Consider the following 16675-nt stretch of genomic DNA (forward strand, 5'->3'; position numbering starts at 1 on the left):
GTAGTTTAGTCACGGCAGATATTATTGCTCAGGCAAGTATAAGTCAACTGAATGGATCAGCCGATGCCACGAATTGCTAAAACGCTTCAGGAACTTTTTCTGTACGCTTTTAAATCATATAGATAATCTGGGGTTATTAGTTACGCGGGACAATTATGGTTACGTTGCGCGGATAGCTCAGGACGAGACTTTCCCCCTATAATTGCGGTAATGAATAAGGATAAGGACTGCGGTGCATTATGTTGGATTTGATTAAAGCAGTGGGGCTTGGGCTGGTGGTGTTGCTTCCGCTGGCGAACCCGTTAACGACCGTGGCGCTCTTTCTGGGGCTGGCGGGTAACATGAACAGCGCGGAGCGCAACCAGCAGTCGAGGATGGCCTCCGTCTACGTCTTCGCGATTATGATGGTGGCTTATTACGCCGGACAACTGGTGATGAATACTTTTGGTATTTCGATTCCCGGTCTGCGTATCGCCGGTGGGCTGATTGTGGCGTTTATTGGTTTCCGGATGCTGTTCCCGGCGCATAAAGTGCATGAATCGCCGGAAGCCAAAAGCAAATCGGAGGAGCTTGAAAGCGAACCGAGCGCCAATATCGCGTTTGTGCCGTTAGCCATGCCGAGCACGGCGGGGCCGGGAACGATTGCGATGATCATCAGTTCCGCCTCAACGGTGCGTGATGGTGTTACTTTTCCGCACTGGGTTATTACCGTTGCGCCGCCGATCATTTTTGCGCTTATCGCCATTATCGTCTGGGGGTCATTGCGCAGCTCCGGGGCGATTATGCGCTGGGTGGGCAAGGGGGGGATTGAAGCTATCTCCCGTCTGATGGGCTTCCTGCTGGTCTGTATGGGCGTGCAGTTTATTATTAACGGCGTGCTGGAGATCATTAAGACGTATCACTGAGGACATCGCCGGGTGGCGCTGCGCTTACCCGGCCTACAAGTCCGTAATAACCTAGGCCGGGTAGGCCGAAGCCGCCACCCGGCACAACTAACGTCAACCGTGGCTGGTCTGTTCTTCCATCGCGACCGGCCATTTACGGAAGATAAGCACCGACCAGATCAGCGCAATCAGCGCGGGAATCGCCCCGAGATAGCCAATGGCCGACATCGATACATGCAGGCTGATCTGATTTCCCACCAGCGCACCGGCCCCAATTCCCAGATTAAAAATTCCCGAGAACAGCGACATTGCCACGTCCGTGGCGTCCGGGGCCAGGGCCAGCACTTTGACCTGCATTCCCAGACCAATAATCATGATCGCCACGCCCCAGAACAGACTGAGGATCGCCAGATGACTCTCGCTGCCTGCCGCAGGCATCAGTAACAGCAGGCACGCCAGCAGCAGGCCAATCGCACTGCTTACAAGCGCAGACGCGTGCTTATTGCCCAGCTTCCCGAACAGGATGCTGCCGATAATCCCCGCGCCGCCCAGGATCAGCAGCAGAACGGTGGCGAAGTTAGCGCTAAAGCCCGCCACAACCTGAACAAACGGCTCAATATAGCTGTAGGCCGTGTAATGGGCGGTCACCACAATCACGGTCAGCAGATAGATGCTCATCAGCGCTGGTCGACGCATCAGCAGCGGCAGACTTTTCAGCGAGCCGGAGTGTTCGCTGGGCAGTTTTGGCAGCAGTTTGATCAGACACACCAGGGTGATCAGCGCCCCCATGCCGATGGCAAAGAAGGTGGTGCGCCAGCCGAAGTATTGACCCACAATGCGCCCGATCGGCAGGCCTAACACCATCGCCAGCGCCGTTCCGGTGGCAATCAGGCTCAGCGCCTGGGCGCGTTTCCCCGCCGGGGCGAGACGAATGGCGAGCGATGCGGTGATCGACCAGAAAACGGCATGGGCAAACGCGATGCCGACGCGGCTGATCACCAGCACCGTAAAGTTCCATGCCATAAATGACAGCACATGGCTGGCTATGAACACCACAAACAGCCCAATCAGCAGCTTACGACGTTCCATCTGGCTGGTCAGCAGCATAAACGGCAGCGACATCAGCGCTACCACCCATGCATAGATGGTCAGCATAATGCCAACCTGTGCCGTTTCCATATGGAAGCTGGCTGCAATGTCGGACAGCAGCCCAACCGGAACAAATTCCGTGGTGTTGAAAATAAACGCTGCGATGGCGAGCGTGACCACGCGTAGCCACGCGACCCTGCGGGAAACCGTGTGTGTTGTCATAGGGATATCTGGGATTCGTTGCCTGAAAGATGAGGAGACGATCTTAAAGCCTTAAACGGCGAAAACTCAACCGTTATGTGATGTGAATCACAAAATTTACCTTCATGCAGCGGTAGCGAACGCGGTTGTTTTCATTGAAGATAAAGAACTACACAACAAAAACAGGCGGTAACACGATGCAGGAGATTGATTTTTATCTGGTAGATGCGTTCAGCGAGTCCTCCTTTTGCGGCAACCCGGCGGCGGTGTGCCCGCTCGACGCGTGGCTGCCGGATGAGACGTTACTGCGGATGGCACAACAGCATAACCAGTCGGAAACCGCGTTTTTTGTGTGCACCAAAGGGGGGATTGAGCTGCGCTGGTTCACCACGCTCACCGAGGTTAATCTGTGTGGTCACGCGACGCTTGCCGCGGCGTATGTTCTGTTTAACGAACTGGATTATCCGGACTCACGCCTTCATTTTGACACCGCTTCTGGTCGCCTGACCGTCAGCCGTGAAGGTGACTGGATGACGCTGGACTTCCCGGCCTGCCCGACGCAGGCACAGACGCCGCCACCGGAGATGCTCGCCGCACTCGGTATCAGCCACTACGTCGAGGCGCGAAAAGGCCGCGCCTGGGTGCTGGTACTGGAGAGCCGCGAGCAGGTGGAAGCCATTAATCCGGATTTCTCCGCCATGACGCCGGGGGAGCATAAAGTGGCCGTCACCGCCCGGGACGAAGGTGAATACGACTTTGTCAGTCGTTTCTTCTCGCCGGGCGTGGCCGTGCCGGAAGATCCTGTCACCGGCTCCGCGCACACCATGCTGATCCCTTACTGGAGTGAACAGCTTGGCAAAACACAGATGTTTGCCCGTCAGGTTTCTGCCCGTGGTGGCGACGTACGCTGCGAACTGAAAGGCGACCGCGTGCGGATGGGCGGGCAGGCGGCGCTGTATCTGAAGGGCACAGTATTTCTGCGCTGAATAAATCTAAGAGGAACCAACGATGCAGGAAATTGATTTTTATCTGGTGGATGCCTTCAGCGGCAGGGCGTTCGGCGGCAATGCGGCGGCGGTGTGTCCGCTGGAAGCGTGGCTGCCGGATGAGACGCTGCTGAAGATGGCGAAGCAGCATAATCAGTCAGAGACGGCGTTCTTTGTCCGAACGGATAACGGGTTTGAACTGCGCTGGTTTACCACGCAGGATGAAATTAACCTCTGCGGCCACGCAACCCTCGCGGCTTCTCACGTTATTTTCGAATACCTGGATTATCCGCATACGGAAATCACCTTCACCACGCGCTTTGTCGGCGAACTGACGGTACAACGCAGCGGCGACTGGCTGACGCTTAATTTCCCGGCGTGGTCAACCGAGGTTGTCGATACTCCACCCCCAGTGCTATTCAGCGCGCTGGGCATTAACGCGGCAAAAGAGGTGCGTGCAGGGCGCGATTACATGGTGGTGCTCGACAGCCAGCGGCAGGTGGAGGCGCTAACGCCGGATATCACAGCCATGCTCCCGCTGGGGAAAATGGTCTGCGTTACGGCGCCGGGAGATGAGTATGATTTCGTCAGCCGCTTCTTCTGCCCGGGGGAAGGGGTACCGGAGGATCCGGTGACGGGGTCAGCGCACAGCATGCTGATCCCGTACTGGAGCGAAAAGCTTGGAAAAACGCAGATGTCGGCCCGCCAGGTCTCCTTGCGCGGCGGGGATCTGCGCTGCGAGCTGAAAGGCGACCGCGTGCTGATTGGCGGGCAGGCCACGCTGTATATGAAGGGGAAAATTTTCCTTCGTCTCCAGGATTACGGTCATCATTAAAAACTATGACGCCGGTATACAGGGCGGGCGGTATGTTGAACGAAAACGACAAGGAGCCTGCCATGTATTCTATTACCGCTGAATCCGCCCATCATCCAGATATTCTCGCCCTGATTACGGCGCTGGACCGTTATCAAAGCGTTCTCTATCCCGCGGAAAGTAATCATCTGCTGGATTTAACCGAACTGCCGGACGACTCGCTGATCCTGATGATTATTCGTGACACTCAGCTTAACGCTGTCGGGTGTGGCGCTGTTGTTTTGAACGGGGACGGGACCGGGGAAATGAAACGGGTCTATATTGATCCAACCCATCGCGGGCAACGGCTGGGTGATAAATTACTGGCGGCGCTGGAAGATGAAGCCCTCAGCCGCTGCTGCCACACCGTCCGGCTGGAGACGGGGATCAAACAACATGCCGCCATTCGTCTGTATCAACAGTGTGGATACGAACGGCGCCCCGCGTTTGCCCCCTACAACGAGGATCCGCTGAGCCTGTTTATGGAGAAGACACTGGTGGCTGACGTTCGTTTAGCAGCCCTATAAACGCCTCAAGCTGGCGGGTCATCGCCCCGCGTCGCCACACCAGCCAGGTGGTGAGCCAGCGCCAGTTTTCCGCCAGCGGCCACGCCGCCACCTGATGATGCCCCGGCATGCTCTCCAGCATGGAGCGGGGCATCAGCGCAATGCCTGCCCCGGCAATCACGCAGGCGAGCATCCCGTGGTAGGACTCCATCTCGTGGATCCTTCCCGGCGTTACGCGGTCAGCATGAAACCAGCTCTCCAGATGACGCCGGTAGGAACAGTTGGCGCGAAAGGCATAAACCTCGCTACCGCTCACCTGCGTGGCTTTTGACACTTCCGCATGGCCCGCAGGGGTGACCAGCATCATCTCTTCACGGTAAACCGGCATTCCTTCCAGTTCGGGGTGTGAGAGCGGCCCGTCGACAAAGGCGGCGCTGAGCGTCCCCTCAAGCACACCGTCAATCATCGTACCGGAAGGCCCGGTGGATAACGCAAACTGAATGCGCGGATAGCGCTGATTAAACCGCGCCAGACTTTCCGGAATGCGTACGGCGGCGGTACTTTCCAGCGCGCCGAGCGAGAATAATCCCTGCGGTTCATCCCCGGCGACGACCATTCGCGCTTCGTCGACCAGCGCCAGGATCTGCTTGCTGTAGCGCAAAAAATTGTGCCCGGCGGGGGAAAGCCGCAGGCGCTGATTCTCGCGAATAAACAGCTCCACACCGAGATCCGCTTCAAGCTGTCGGATGCGGGTGGTGAGGTTTGACGGCACCCGGTGTACCTTCTGCGCCGCCTGGGTAATGCTGCCGGTCAGTGCGACGGCGTTAAACATCTCAAGCTGTGTTAAGTCCATACCGTTCTCGATTCGTGAACAAGGTGGTGAGTATTATTCATTTTTAAGAAATAGCAGAGTGGGCCACAATCAATCAACTGTTATTACATGGAGAACTTCATGACGTATTCATCTGCTACCCATGCCCACTCTGTCAACCCGGCTACCGGCGAAACGCTGGCTGCTTACCCGTGGGCAACGTCCGGTGACGTTGAACGTGCCATTGCGCAGGCGGATACCGGTTTTCGTCAGTGGCGACGCGAAAGCGTGGCGCACCGGGCGCAAAAACTTCGCGATCTGGGTGCGGCGCTGCGTAGCCGTGCGGAAGAGATGGCGCAGACTATCTCCCGGGAGATGGGCAAGCCCATTGTGCAGGCGCGTGCGGAGGTGGCTAAGTCCGCCAGCCTTTGCGACTGGTACGCTGAATACGGCCCGGCAATGCTGCGCCCGGAATCTACCCAGGTCGACAATGCGGTGATTGAGTACCGTCCGCTGGGGCCTATTCTGGCGGTGATGCCGTGGAACTTCCCGCTCTGGCAGGTGCTGCGCGGTGCGGTGCCGATCCTGCTGGCAGGGAACAGCTATCTGCTTAAACATGCGCCAAATGTGCTCGGCTCGGCGGAGATTATCGGGAAGGTGTTCGCGGATGCCGGTTTCCCGGAGGGGATCTTTGGCTGGGTGAACGCGACAAATGACGGCGTCAGCCAGGCGATTAACGATCGGCGTATCGCGGCGGTGACCGTAACCGGCAGCGTTCGGGCTGGTGCGGCAATTGGCGCGCAGGCGGGCGCGGCGCTGAAGAAATGCGTGCTGGAGCTGGGCGGCTCCGATCCGTTTATCGTTCTGAATGATGCCGATCTGGATCTGGCTGTCAACGCGGCCGTGGCCGGACGTTATCAGAATACCGGACAAGTTTGCGCCGCGGCGAAACGCTTTATTGTGGAAGCGGGCGTGGCGGACACCTTTACCCAACGCTTTGTTGACGCGGTCAAGGCGCTGAAAATGGGCGCACCGGATGAGGAAGATAACTATATTGGCCCGATGGCGCGATTTGATCTTCGCGATGAACTGCATCAGCAGGTACAGGCTACGCTGGCGGAAGGGGCGACCCTGCTGCTCGGCGGCGAGAAGCTTGCCGGGACCGGTAACTATTATGCGCCAACCGTACTCGGCGACGTCACCCCACAGATGACGGCCTTCCGTCAGGAGCTGTTTGGCCCGGTGGCTGCGATTACCGTCGCCAATGATGCGTCGCACGCGTTGCAGCTGGCTAACGACAGCGACTTTGGCTTATCAGCGACGGTCTTTACCGCGAACGATGCGCTGGCTGAAACCTTCTCTCGCGAGCTGGAGTGCGGCGGAGTCTTTATCAATGGCTACAGCGCAAGCGATGCGCGCGTTGCGTTTGGCGGAGTGAAGAAGAGCGGCTTCGGGCGAGAGCTTTCACATTTCGGTCTGCATGAGTTCTGTAACGTTCAGACGGTCTGGAAGGATCGCGTGTAATGTTGATGCCGGGTAGGGCAAGGCCGCTACCCGGCAATTCACGTTTCCTGTCATTATTTTGCAATGGTTCTGTCATTTTCGTTTCGTAGACTCGCTCGCGTCTAACGTATTGTTACAGAAGAAAATTATGAACCTAACGCAAATTTTTCGTCGTCTTGCGCAGCGCTTTTTTCCTCGTCAGTTTGGCCTGCTGACCGGTATCTTTTGTATTATCGGCCTTTTCTCCGCCCTGCAACTTTCATCCTCCTTCCTGCTTACTGCCTCCCTGAATCAAGCCCAGCGTAACGAACAGCGCAATCAGCTGGCCTGGCAGCAACAGAGCAGGCTGGATCAGGCGCGTATTTCGCTGCTTGCGGCGAGCGATCTGCTCAACCGCTCCGGGGTGTACTTTATGCAGGATAAAGAGACCGGTTCGGAAGGGAGCTGGCATAGCCTGATGGACGAGGCGCAAAAATCCCTGGCGGCGTCTCAGCAGGCATGGCAAGCCTGGCTCGCGCTTAATCCTCCGCAGGACGAGGGGCTTGTTAATAGCTATCAGCTGTTCTTCGGTGCCATTAGCGAGCAGGCGGAAGGGCTGGTGAAAACCAACAGCATCGACCTCTTTTTCGCCGTACCCGCCCAGGCGTTTCAGACCGATTTTAATGACAACTTTGCACGTTATCAGCAACGGAGTGAGAAGCAGGCGATACAGGGGCGTCAGTCGCTCATGGAACAACTCTCAGGCCTGCAACGGCTGTTCCTGTTTGCGCCGCTGGTGCTGCTGGCTATTGCCATTGCCGTCTGGTTTGCAATGGCGAAATGGGTGATATCCCCGCTACGCCGTCTGATTGTCCATATTAACCAGCTTGCGGCAGGGGATTTGTCGGGAATACCCCCTGACGTTGTGCGTTTTAACCGTGAAATCAGCCAGCTCAGCGGCAGTATTACCGCCATGCAGCGCGGGCTCCAGCAACTGGTGACTCAGGTCAGCGAGGCCACGACCTCTATGGTCGAAAATATCGGGTCACTTGCGCAGGGGAACCAGAAGCTTTATCAGCAGTCCACGCGACAGGCCAAAGAGCTGGAGGAGGTGACCGCGCATATCGCCGATCTCGAAACCCACGTTGAGGGGAACACGGGTTATGCAAAACTCGCCCGCTCGCGCGCGGATGAAGCCCGACAGGCTGCCGTCGGCGGGGAGCAAATGATGACAGCGGTGAATGGCTCGATGCAGACGATCGTCGACCGATCCTCAGAGATGCGTGGGATCGTCGCCATGATCGACAGCGTGGCGTTTCAGACCAACATTCTGGCCCTCAACGCTGCCATTGAAGCCGCCCATGCGGGAGAACAGGGGCGCGGGTTCGCGGTGGTCGCCCGTGAAGTGGGGCTGCTGGCCAGAAAAAGCAGTCACTCTACGCAAACCATCCAGTCGCTAATTAACCACTCGCTACAGGGCATTGAAGAAGGTTCTCAGGTGGTAAACCGTCTGGAAGAAAATCTCCAGCAGGTCACCGGGCTGGTGGCGAATCTAAGTAGCCTGCTGAATGATATTTCGCTGGCCACTCTAAATCAGGGGGAAAGCATTCATCAGATGACGCGCCAACTTCAGGCGCTGAATCAGGTATCGCGTCAGACAGATGTGCTGGTTAGCGAAGCGTCGAATGCCTCTGAGCGCCTGCATCGGGAGTCAGATCTTTTGTTGCAGGCCGTCTCGCGTTTTCGTCTCCCTGCCTGACGTGACGTATAAGCCTCTGTTATACTCGCAGCCCGTTTTAGCCTGAGGGCAAGGAGCAAAGTGTGGCTGCGGTCATCCATAATGAGATGCTGGACGAGATTCTGGCGCAGGTTCGTCCGTTACTGGGGCAGGGTAAGGTTGCCGATTACATTCCCGCGCTGGCCTCGATCAGCGGTAATAAGCTCGGCATCGCCATTTGTACTGTCGACGGGCAGCGTTTTCAGGCGGGAGATGCACTGGAGCGCTTTTCAATTCAGTCGATCTCAAAAGTGCTTAGCCTCGTTGCCGCCATGCGCCAGTATGACGAGCAGGAGATCTGGCAGCGGGTGGGCAAAGATCCCTCCGGTCAGCCCTTCAACTCCCTTCTCCAGCTTGAAATCGAACAGGGTAAGCCGCGTAACCCGTTTATCAACGCCGGGGCGCTGGTGGTGTGCGATATGCTGCAAAGCCGTCTGAGCGCGCCGCGCCAGCGTATGCTCCAGATTGTGCGGCAGCTTTCCGGCGTGCAGGACATCGCCTACGATCCGGTGGTAGCGCGCTCTGAGTTTGAACACTCTGCACGTAACGCCGCCATCGCCTGGCTGATGAAGTCCTTCGGCAACTTTCATAATGATGTCGCCACGGTGCTGCAAAACTATTTTCATTACTGCGCGCTGAAGATGAACTGCGTTGAACTGGCGCAGACTTTTCTGTTTCTGGCGCATCAGGGCCATGCACCGCATCTGGGCGAGGACGTTGTCTCCCCGATGCAGGCCCGGCAGATCAACGCCTTAATGGCAACCAGCGGAATGTATCAGAACGCCGGGGAGTTTGCCTGGCGCGTGGGGCTGCCGGCTAAATCCGGCGTTGGCGGCGGCGTTGTGGCCATTGTTCCGCACGAGATGGCGATTGCCGTCTGGAGCCCGGAACTGGACGAGACCGGCAACTCACTGGCGGGCGTCGCGGCGCTGGAACAGCTGACCAAACGCCTTGGACGGTCCGTATACTGATGTCCACGTTAGATCCTCTGTTCACGCGCCTGGCTCGCTCCACGTTTCGTTCACGATTTCATTTAGGGATGAAAGAGCGGCAATACTGCTGGGATAAGGGCGCGGACACTATCGATAAGCATGCCGCTGATTTTGTCGCCGCGCGGCTGGCGCCTGCACACCCGGTGAATGACGGTAAGCAGACGCCGATGCGCGGCCATCCGGTTTTTATCGCCCAGCATGCCACGGCAACCTGCTGTCGGGGCTGTCTGGCTAAGTGGCATGCTATCCCGCAGGGCGTGCCGCTGAGTGCGCAGCAGCAACAGTATATCGTCAACGTGATCCATCATTGGCTGGTCATTGAGGTAAATCGTGCCTCCTGAACTGACAATGTCTCTGTTTAAGCTACGCTTTTACTAATGCTCAGCGTCAGGAGACGTCATGAAAGCACCTCTAATTCCCGTGAATGAAACGGAGCGCATGAATGCGCTGCGCGAGTCCGGTCTGCTTGAGATCGACAATTATCCCGCGTTTGATCGTCTCACGCGGCTGGCAACACGCTTTTTCAGGGTGCCGCTGGCGATGATTACGCTGGTGGATGACCACGCTGCGATCGTGAAATCTGCCGACGGCCGGGCACTCGCCAGCCAGCCTCGCGATCTCTCGTTTTGTGGTCATACGATCCTGGGTGACGCGCCGCTGGTGGTGGCTGACACGCTGCTGGACGAACGCTTTGCGGATAATCCGCAGGTGGCGGGAGATCCGGGCGTGCGCTTTTATGCCGGTTTCCCGCTGCGTTTACGTGACGGGGCGTGCGTAGGATCGTTGTGTCTCATTGATTACGCACCGCGTGAGTTTACTGCGGCGGATTCCGCCGTACTGGCCGATCTCAGCGCGCTGGCAGAAGATGAATTTGCAGCCGTTAGCGCCGCCACGACCGATGAACTCACGGGCCTGTTTAACCGACGCGGGTTTAACCAGTTTGCGCAGTTTGCACTGTCGGTTTCGCAGCGTAGGGCAGAACCGTTAACGCTTGGCTGGCTGGATCTGGACCATTTCAAAACCATTAACGATCGCTTCGGGCATCAGGAGGGCGACAAGGCCCTGAAAGCGATGGCCGCCCTGATGCGCTCCTCATTCCGCGAGGCCGATATGCTGGTGCGTTTCGGGGGAGATGAGTTCGCGGTGCTGTTTGCGGATACCGATGAGCCTGGCGCCTGGATCGCCATGCAGTATCTTGTCGAACAAACGGAGAAGTATAACGCGCGTCAGCTGCATCCCTGGTCGTTACAGTTCTCCTGGGGGCTGAGCGAGTTCGATCATCACCGCAACGATATGCAGGCATGGTTAAAACACGCGGATGCGCAAATGTACGCCATGAAGCGGCAACATCACGGCGAAAAATGACATAACGAAATCCTATGTCATCGCTTATTGCGTAACAAAAATGTTAATAGCAAAGTGGAGAGATTCAACCTAAGGACGCGCAATGAACTCTCCCATGCTGATTAAACCTCTCTCCCGACAGGACATCCTCACCCACATTGATGCCCTGAGCGATATCCTCGTCAACTGTGTAAACGGCGGCGCCTCCGTCAGCTTTATGCTGCCTTTTTCTCCCGAGAAAGCCCAAACCTTCTGGCTCGGCGTCGCAGACAGCGTCGGGCGCGACGAGCGTACCGTCCTGGGCTGTTTTGACGCGGAGCAGGGGCTGGTTGGCACGGTCCAGCTGATCACCGACCAGCCGGAAAACCAGCCGCACCGCGCAGATGTCGCGAAACTTCTGGTACATGAGAAGGCGCGCCGTAAAGGTGCGGCAATGGCGCTGATGGAAGCCCTGGAGGCGGTTGCGCGTGAAAAAGCGCTTACGGTGCTGGTGCTTGATACCTCGACCGGCAGCGGCGCGGAGAGGTTTTATCAGAAAGCGGGCTGGCAAAAGGCGGGGGAGATCCCACGCTACGCCCTGATGCCGAACGGGGACATGACGGCGACCTCGGTGTTCTATAAATTTATTTGATATTTTTCACCATCGCGTCCTGAGTTGATCCAGACAGGGGTTCTGGTCCTGAAGTTTTGATAAGTTATCACACCAATCTTATCAGGCTGTATGACTAATCATAAAGGTCCTCCATTGTGAACACACTCAACCGTCGTGATTTCCCCGGTGCGCGCTACCCTGAACGTATCATCCAGTTTGGCGAAGGTAACTTCCTCCGCGGGTTCGTTGACTGGCAAATCGACCTTTTAAACGAGCATACCGATCTCAATGCAGGTGTGGTGATTGTGCGGCCGATCCAGAGTGATTTTCCGCCGTCGCTGAGCACCCAGGATGGTCTGTATACCACGATTATTCGTGGTCTGAATGAGGAGGGGGAAGCGGTAAGCGATGCGCGTCTTATTCGTTCCGTGAATCGTGAAATCAGCGTCTACAGCCAGTACGATGAATTCCTGAAACTCGCCCATAACCCGGAGATGCGGTTTGTCTTCTCCAATACCACGGAGGCGGGGATCGGCTATCACGCGGGCGATAAGTTTGACGATGCGCCAGCTGTCAGCTATCCGGCCAAACTGACGCGTCTGCTGTTCGAACGCTTTACCCACTTTAACGGGGCTGCGGATAAAGGCTGGATCATCATTCCTTGTGAGCTTATCGACTACAACGGCGATGCCCTGCGTGAACTGGTGCTGCGCTATGCACAGGAGTGGGCGCTGCCGGCGGCATTCATTGCGTGGCTGAATAACGCTAACACCTTCTGCTCGACGCTGGTTGACCGCATTGTTACCGGCTTTCCGCGTGATGAGGTGGCAGAGCTGGAAGCCGGGCTGGGCTATCACGACAGCTTCCTCGACACGGCAGAACATTTCTACCTGTTTGTTATTCAGGGGCCAAAATCACTTTCAGCTGAATTGTGCCTGGATAAATACCCGCTCAACGTCCTGATTGTTGACGATATCAAACCTTATAAAGAGCGTAAGGTGGCGATCCTCAACGGCGCACACACGGCGCTGGTTCCGGTCGCTTTTCAGGCCGGGCTGGATACGGTAGGTGAAGCCATGAACGACGGGGAGATTTGCGCATTCGTAGAGAAGGCTATTTATGAGGAGATTATTCCGGTCCTGGATCTGCCGCGCGATGAGCTGCACTCCTTCGCCAGTGCCGTAACGGGGCGTTTTCGTAATCCGTATATTAAGCATCAGCTGCTGTCGATTGCACTGAACGGGATGACCAAGTACCGCACCCGCATTCTGCCACAACTGCTGGCAGGGCAGAAGGCGACCGGTGAACTGCCAGCACGTCTGACCTTTGCCCTGGCGGCGCTAATTGCATTTTACCGTGCCGAGCGCAACGGTGAGCGCTATCCGGTGCAGGACGATGCGCACTGGCTTGAACGTTACCAGCAGCTGTGGACGCAACATCACGACAAACAAGTCACTACCCGTGAACTGGTATCGTCGGTGTTAAGCGTGAGCGAGCACTGGGAACAGGATCTCACTCTGGTGAACGGACTGGTAGACCAGGTTGCGCAGGATCTGGATGCAATTTTAAGTAAAGGCATGCGCGAGGCGGTGAAACCGCTCTGCTAATCATAATGCCCGGCGTTTGCCGGGTTTTTTACAGAACAGTATTAGTTACAACATACTATACGTCCTTTTTTTAAAAAGCACAGGCAGCACCGTGCGGTCAGGGCTTAACAGGTCAGAAAATGCAATGAACTATTAACATGCTTGCAACCGTGATGAGGATCACGTTTAATAGCCGCGCTCTTTACTTTTCTGAAGCTGATTATGATTGTTCGTCCTCAACAGCACTGGCTGCAACTGATTTTTGTCTGGCATGGTTCGGTACTTCCCAAAATTTATACCCGACTGCTGCTTAACTTCCTGCTTTCCATCGCCGTGATTGTCATGCTGCCGTGGTACACCTCGCTGGGTATCCGCTTTACCGTCGCGCCGTTCAGCATTCTGGGCGTGGCTATCGCCATCTTCCTGGGATTTCGCAATAACGCCTGTTATTCGCGCTACGTTGAGGCGCGTCTGCTTTGGGGGCAGTTGATGATAGCGGCGCGCTCGCTGTTTCGCGAGGTAAAAAACACCTTGCCGGATGATAAACATCTTGGAGAGTTTGTCCGCCTGCAAATCGCGTTTGCTAACTGTCTGCGTATGACACTGCGCAGAGAAACCAATGCCGATCAGCTGTCCCGCTATCTGGCTCCAGACGATTTACGCAAAGTGATGGATGCCAACTCGCCGGCGAACCGTATCCTGCTGATCATGGGGGAGTGGCTGGCCGTGCGGCGGCGCAGCGGGCACCTTTCAGACATCCTGTTTCACAGCCTCAACAACCGCCTGAACGATATGTCCATCGTGCTGGCAGGCTGTGAGCGTATCGCCAATACGCCAGTCCCGTTTGCCTATACGCTGATCCTGCACCGGACGGTGTATTTGTTCTGCATCATGCTGCCGTTTGCGCTGGTTGTTGATCTGCATTACATGACGCCCTTTGTCTCTGCGCTGATTTCCTACACTTTTATCTCGCTTGATACGCTGGCGGAAGAGCTGGAAGATCCGTTTGGGACGGAAGATAACGATCTGCCGCTGGACGCCATCTGCAACATGATGGAGCGCGATCTGTTGCAGATGAACGATGAAGAGAACATCCCTGAAAGGCTAATGCCGGATAAGCATTATCAGCTGACCTGACGGGCATTCCACTCGTCGCGGGTGATTTCCCACAGCTCCGAATCCAGCAGGCCGCTGACATAGGCTTTCTTCTCTGTCCTGATGAGTCGCATGCCGCTGCTGTCTGAAATACGTCGGGAGCGGCTGTTGGCCGCCGCTTTCGGCGCGCGTAACACCGCTTTGTTAAGCGTATTGAACCAGTAATCCGTTGCCGCGATACTCGCCTCACGCATATATCCCTGGCCCTGAAATTCCGGCGCGAGCCAGAAGCCCCGGTTGTTGTCTTCGACGTCGTACAGGCAAATTAACCCCATCAGTTCATCAGGCGCTTCACGGCTGCGAATCGTCCAGAACCACGCAATCCCTTTGGCCATATCGGGCAGTGCAACGTTGTTGACATAATTTTCTGCACCGTTTTCCGGGTAGGGCCAGGGGACTGAAGCCACCATATAGCGGACAATCTCCCAGCGCGGATAGCGTTGCTGGATCTGGACGGCATCTTCTGCAATCAGGGGGCGTAATATCAGGCGCTCGGTGGTAAGCGTGGGTATGGTCATCCGCTGATCTCCATAATTAAGCGTTATGCTTTTGTTTGGGTTCTGGTATTTTCATCAATATCACATTCCATTTGGTCGTGCTTTTGTTATTCAGGTTTATCCATAAAAGGGGTTATATGATGCTCAGAAAAGCCAGGCCCGAAGAAGCCGAAACACGCTGGCACGTCCGTAACGAAGCGATTCGCCATGGCTGCAAAATCTAGTGGGTTTTGCCATGCTGGGTGAAAATACGCATTACTCGCGTATGGCCGACGCGCATTTACGCTGTATTGAAATGGCAATTGATTTGTAAGGTCAGAACAGATGACGCTAACCGTACGTCCTTTATGCGCAGAAGATTACCCACAATGGCGACCGCTGTGGGATGGCTATACCCATTTTTATGAGTGCTACCTTGACGAGTCCGTTACCGCGGCCACCTGGGACAGGGCGCTCGCAGATTCATCATCTCTGTTTTGCCGTGTCGTGGAGAAGGACGGCCGCGTCATCGGCTTCGCCATGTGCGTCCTGCATGAAGGGACCTGGTCAACCGCGCCCTTTTGCTATCTGGAAGATCTGTTTGTTGACGCTGCCGAACGTGGCGCAGGGGCGGGTAAAGCGCTTATCGACGCCCTGATCGATGAAGGCAAGCGGGAAGGGTGGTCAAAACTCTACTGGGTAACCCGCATGAACAATCCGGCGCGTAAGCTGTATGATCACTTTGGTGAAGCCGACGATTACGTCCGTTACCGAATCACCCTTTAACCGGATTTGTATCACACTGTATCTGCTTCTGTGATACATACACAGGTATGCAATAAAACCGCCTCCGCACACATCCCCTATACAAACCCATGGTGTTATATCTCCGTCAACTGAACTCACCCGGAGATAACATCATGTTTAACAAACTCGCATATTCAGCAGTCGCATTGACCGTTTCGCTTGGCACCTTAATGTCCTGTCAGGCAGAAGCGATGGGTAAGGATTACTCGTCGGCTTTTAACCAGGTAAAACAAATTAACGCCGGCGATCTGAACGTCGGTTATGTCGATATCGGGCCGAAAGACGGGCAACCAGTGATCCTGCTGCATGGCTGGCCGTACGATATTCACAGCTACGCGGAAGTTGCCCCCGCGCTGGCCGCGAAGGGGTATCGTGTCATTGTGCCGTCCCTGCGCGGGTACGGCACCACGCGCTTTATTTCTGATAAAACGCCGCGAAACGGCCAGCCTTCGGCAATGGCGAAAGACATCGTCAACCTGATGGACGCCCTGAATATCAAACAGGCGGTGTTTGCCGGTTATGACTGGGGTGCACGTACGGCGGATATCGTTGCGGCGCTCTGGCCGGAACGGGTGAAATCGCTGGTCTCGGTAAGTGGCTACCTGATCAGCAGCCAGGCGATTGGCAAACAGCCTTTACCGCCGAAGGCAGAAGTTCAGTGGTGGTATCAGTTCTATTTCGCCACGCCGCGCGGGGCGGAAGGCTATGCTAAAAATACACACGATTTTGCCCGGTTGATCTGGTCCCAGGCTTCGCCTGACTGGAAATTCAGCGATGCCACCTTCAATGCGAGCGCCAAATCCCTCGATAACCCGGACCACGTTGCCGTCACGCTCAGTAATTACCGCTGGCGTCTGGGGCTGGAGAAGGGTGAGCAGAAATATGACGCCTACGAACAGAAACTGGCTACGCTACCGAACATTACGGTGCCGACCATCACCATCGAGGGCGGTAACAACGGAGCACCACATCCTGCACCCGCAGCCTATGCGGGGAAATTCACCGGAAAATATGAGCACCGTACTTTCGGCGCAACAGTTGGCCACAACCCGCCGCAGGAAGATCCGCAGAACTTTGTTAAAGCCGTTGTCGACGCGGATAAGCTCTGATATGTGCTATTTTCAATCCGTTACC

At 56.1% G+C, this 16675-nt stretch carries 17 protein-coding genes; 14 read left to right on the forward strand and 3 right to left on the reverse strand.

Translation table 11 applies throughout. The annotated features are described in order from the left end of the window. Positions 1-239: 239 nt before the first annotated feature. Positions 240-905 carry a MarC family NAAT transporter gene (locus tag ACQG2Q_RS11830; protein WP_045622746.1) on the forward strand — a complete coding sequence of 222 codons (666 nt, stop codon included), beginning with the start codon at positions 240-242 and terminating at the stop codon, positions 903-905. Positions 906-998: 93 nt separating this feature from the next. Here the strand turns inward: ACQG2Q_RS11830 and ACQG2Q_RS11835 are convergent, their stop codons facing one another. Then, positions 999-2195, reverse strand: a complete 1197-nt coding sequence (locus ACQG2Q_RS11835) for a sugar transporter (RefSeq protein WP_022648106.1) — start codon at positions 2193-2195, stop codon at positions 999-1001. 176 nt (positions 2196-2371) lie between these two features. Between ACQG2Q_RS11835 and ACQG2Q_RS11840 the strand changes: the two genes are divergently transcribed. The 3 genes from ACQG2Q_RS11840 (at position 2372) to ACQG2Q_RS11850 (ending at position 4540) form a co-directional block, all read left to right on the forward strand. Continuing rightward, the gene (locus ACQG2Q_RS11840) at positions 2372-3160 is read left to right on the forward strand and encodes a PhzF family phenazine biosynthesis protein (RefSeq protein WP_063849038.1); all 789 of its coding nucleotides are present in this window, start codon (positions 2372-2374) and stop codon (positions 3158-3160) included. A gap of 22 nt (positions 3161-3182) precedes the next feature. Next, positions 3183-3995, forward strand: a complete 813-nt coding sequence (locus ACQG2Q_RS11845) for a PhzF family phenazine biosynthesis protein (protein WP_063849039.1) — start codon at positions 3183-3185, stop codon at positions 3993-3995. Positions 3996-4057: 62 nt separating this feature from the next. Beyond that, on the forward strand, positions 4058-4540 hold the full coding sequence (locus ACQG2Q_RS11850; RefSeq protein WP_032622224.1) for a GNAT family N-acetyltransferase: 483 nt from the start codon (positions 4058-4060) through the stop codon (positions 4538-4540). On the opposite strand, the gene ptrR is transcribed toward ACQG2Q_RS11850, so the two are convergent. After that, a complete protein-coding gene (ptrR, locus tag ACQG2Q_RS11855) occupies positions 4494-5372 on the reverse strand; it encodes a putrescine utilization regulator PtrR (protein ID WP_022648110.1) in 879 nt (292 codons plus the stop codon). The two genes, ACQG2Q_RS11850 and ptrR, sit on opposite strands and share 47 nt — an antisense overlap. A gap of 99 nt (positions 5373-5471) precedes the next feature. On the opposite strand from ptrR, the gene sad reads away from it, so the two are divergent. The 8 genes from sad (at position 5472) to ACQG2Q_RS11895 (ending at position 14240) form a co-directional block, all read left to right on the forward strand. Continuing rightward, complete coding sequence (gene sad, locus ACQG2Q_RS11860) at positions 5472-6854, forward strand: succinate-semialdehyde dehydrogenase (protein ID WP_063849040.1); 1383 nt, start codon at positions 5472-5474, stop codon at positions 6852-6854. A gap of 127 nt (positions 6855-6981) precedes the next feature. Then, positions 6982-8571 (forward strand): methyl-accepting chemotaxis protein, encoded by a 1590-nt coding sequence (locus tag ACQG2Q_RS11865; protein ID WP_023300101.1) that lies wholly within the window; start codon positions 6982-6984, stop codon positions 8569-8571. 62 nt (positions 8572-8633) lie between these two features. Continuing rightward, positions 8634-9560, forward strand: a complete 927-nt coding sequence (gene glsB, locus ACQG2Q_RS11870; RefSeq protein ID WP_003857165.1) for a glutaminase B — start codon at positions 8634-8636, stop codon at positions 9558-9560. Next, a complete protein-coding gene (locus ACQG2Q_RS11875) occupies positions 9560-9922 on the forward strand; it encodes a DUF4186 domain-containing protein (RefSeq protein ID WP_022648114.1) in 363 nt (120 codons plus the stop codon). The genes glsB and ACQG2Q_RS11875 overlap by 1 nt, the downstream gene beginning before the upstream one ends. Positions 9923-9980: 58 nt before the next feature. Continuing rightward, a complete protein-coding gene (locus ACQG2Q_RS11880) occupies positions 9981-10946 on the forward strand; it encodes a sensor domain-containing diguanylate cyclase (protein ID WP_022648115.1) in 966 nt (321 codons plus the stop codon). 82 nt (positions 10947-11028) lie between these two features. Then, positions 11029-11556: a GNAT family N-acetyltransferase gene (locus ACQG2Q_RS11885; protein WP_063849041.1), complete on the forward strand. Its 528-nt coding sequence runs from the start codon at positions 11029-11031 to the stop codon at positions 11554-11556. A gap of 116 nt (positions 11557-11672) precedes the next feature. Beyond that, a complete protein-coding gene (locus tag ACQG2Q_RS11890; protein WP_096216753.1) occupies positions 11673-13124 on the forward strand; it encodes a tagaturonate reductase in 1452 nt (483 codons plus the stop codon). A gap of 201 nt (positions 13125-13325) precedes the next feature. After that, complete coding sequence (locus tag ACQG2Q_RS11895; RefSeq protein ID WP_003857155.1) at positions 13326-14240, forward strand: bestrophin family protein; 915 nt, start codon at positions 13326-13328, stop codon at positions 14238-14240. On the opposite strand, the gene ACQG2Q_RS11900 is transcribed toward ACQG2Q_RS11895, so the two are convergent. Beyond that, on the reverse strand, positions 14228-14776 hold the full coding sequence (locus ACQG2Q_RS11900) for a GNAT family N-acetyltransferase (protein ID WP_063849042.1): 549 nt from the start codon (positions 14774-14776) through the stop codon (positions 14228-14230). The two genes, ACQG2Q_RS11895 and ACQG2Q_RS11900, sit on opposite strands and share 13 nt — an antisense overlap. Before the next feature lie 303 nt (positions 14777-15079). Between ACQG2Q_RS11900 and ACQG2Q_RS11905 the strand changes: the two genes are divergently transcribed. Together ACQG2Q_RS11905 and ACQG2Q_RS11910 are read left to right on the forward strand one after the other, a co-directional pair. After that, positions 15080-15520 carry a GNAT family N-acetyltransferase gene (locus ACQG2Q_RS11905; protein ID WP_063849043.1) on the forward strand — a complete coding sequence of 147 codons (441 nt, stop codon included), beginning with the start codon at positions 15080-15082 and terminating at the stop codon, positions 15518-15520. Positions 15521-15654: 134 nt separating this feature from the next. Beyond that, complete coding sequence (locus ACQG2Q_RS11910; protein ID WP_063849044.1) at positions 15655-16650, forward strand: alpha/beta fold hydrolase; 996 nt, start codon at positions 15655-15657, stop codon at positions 16648-16650. Positions 16651-16675: the final 25 nt, after the last annotated feature.

It is taken from the genome of Enterobacter cloacae complex sp. 370H10 (genome assembly GCF_050031535.1).
Taxonomy (GTDB): Bacteria; Pseudomonadota; Gammaproteobacteria; order Enterobacterales; family Enterobacteriaceae; genus Enterobacter; species Enterobacter intestinihominis.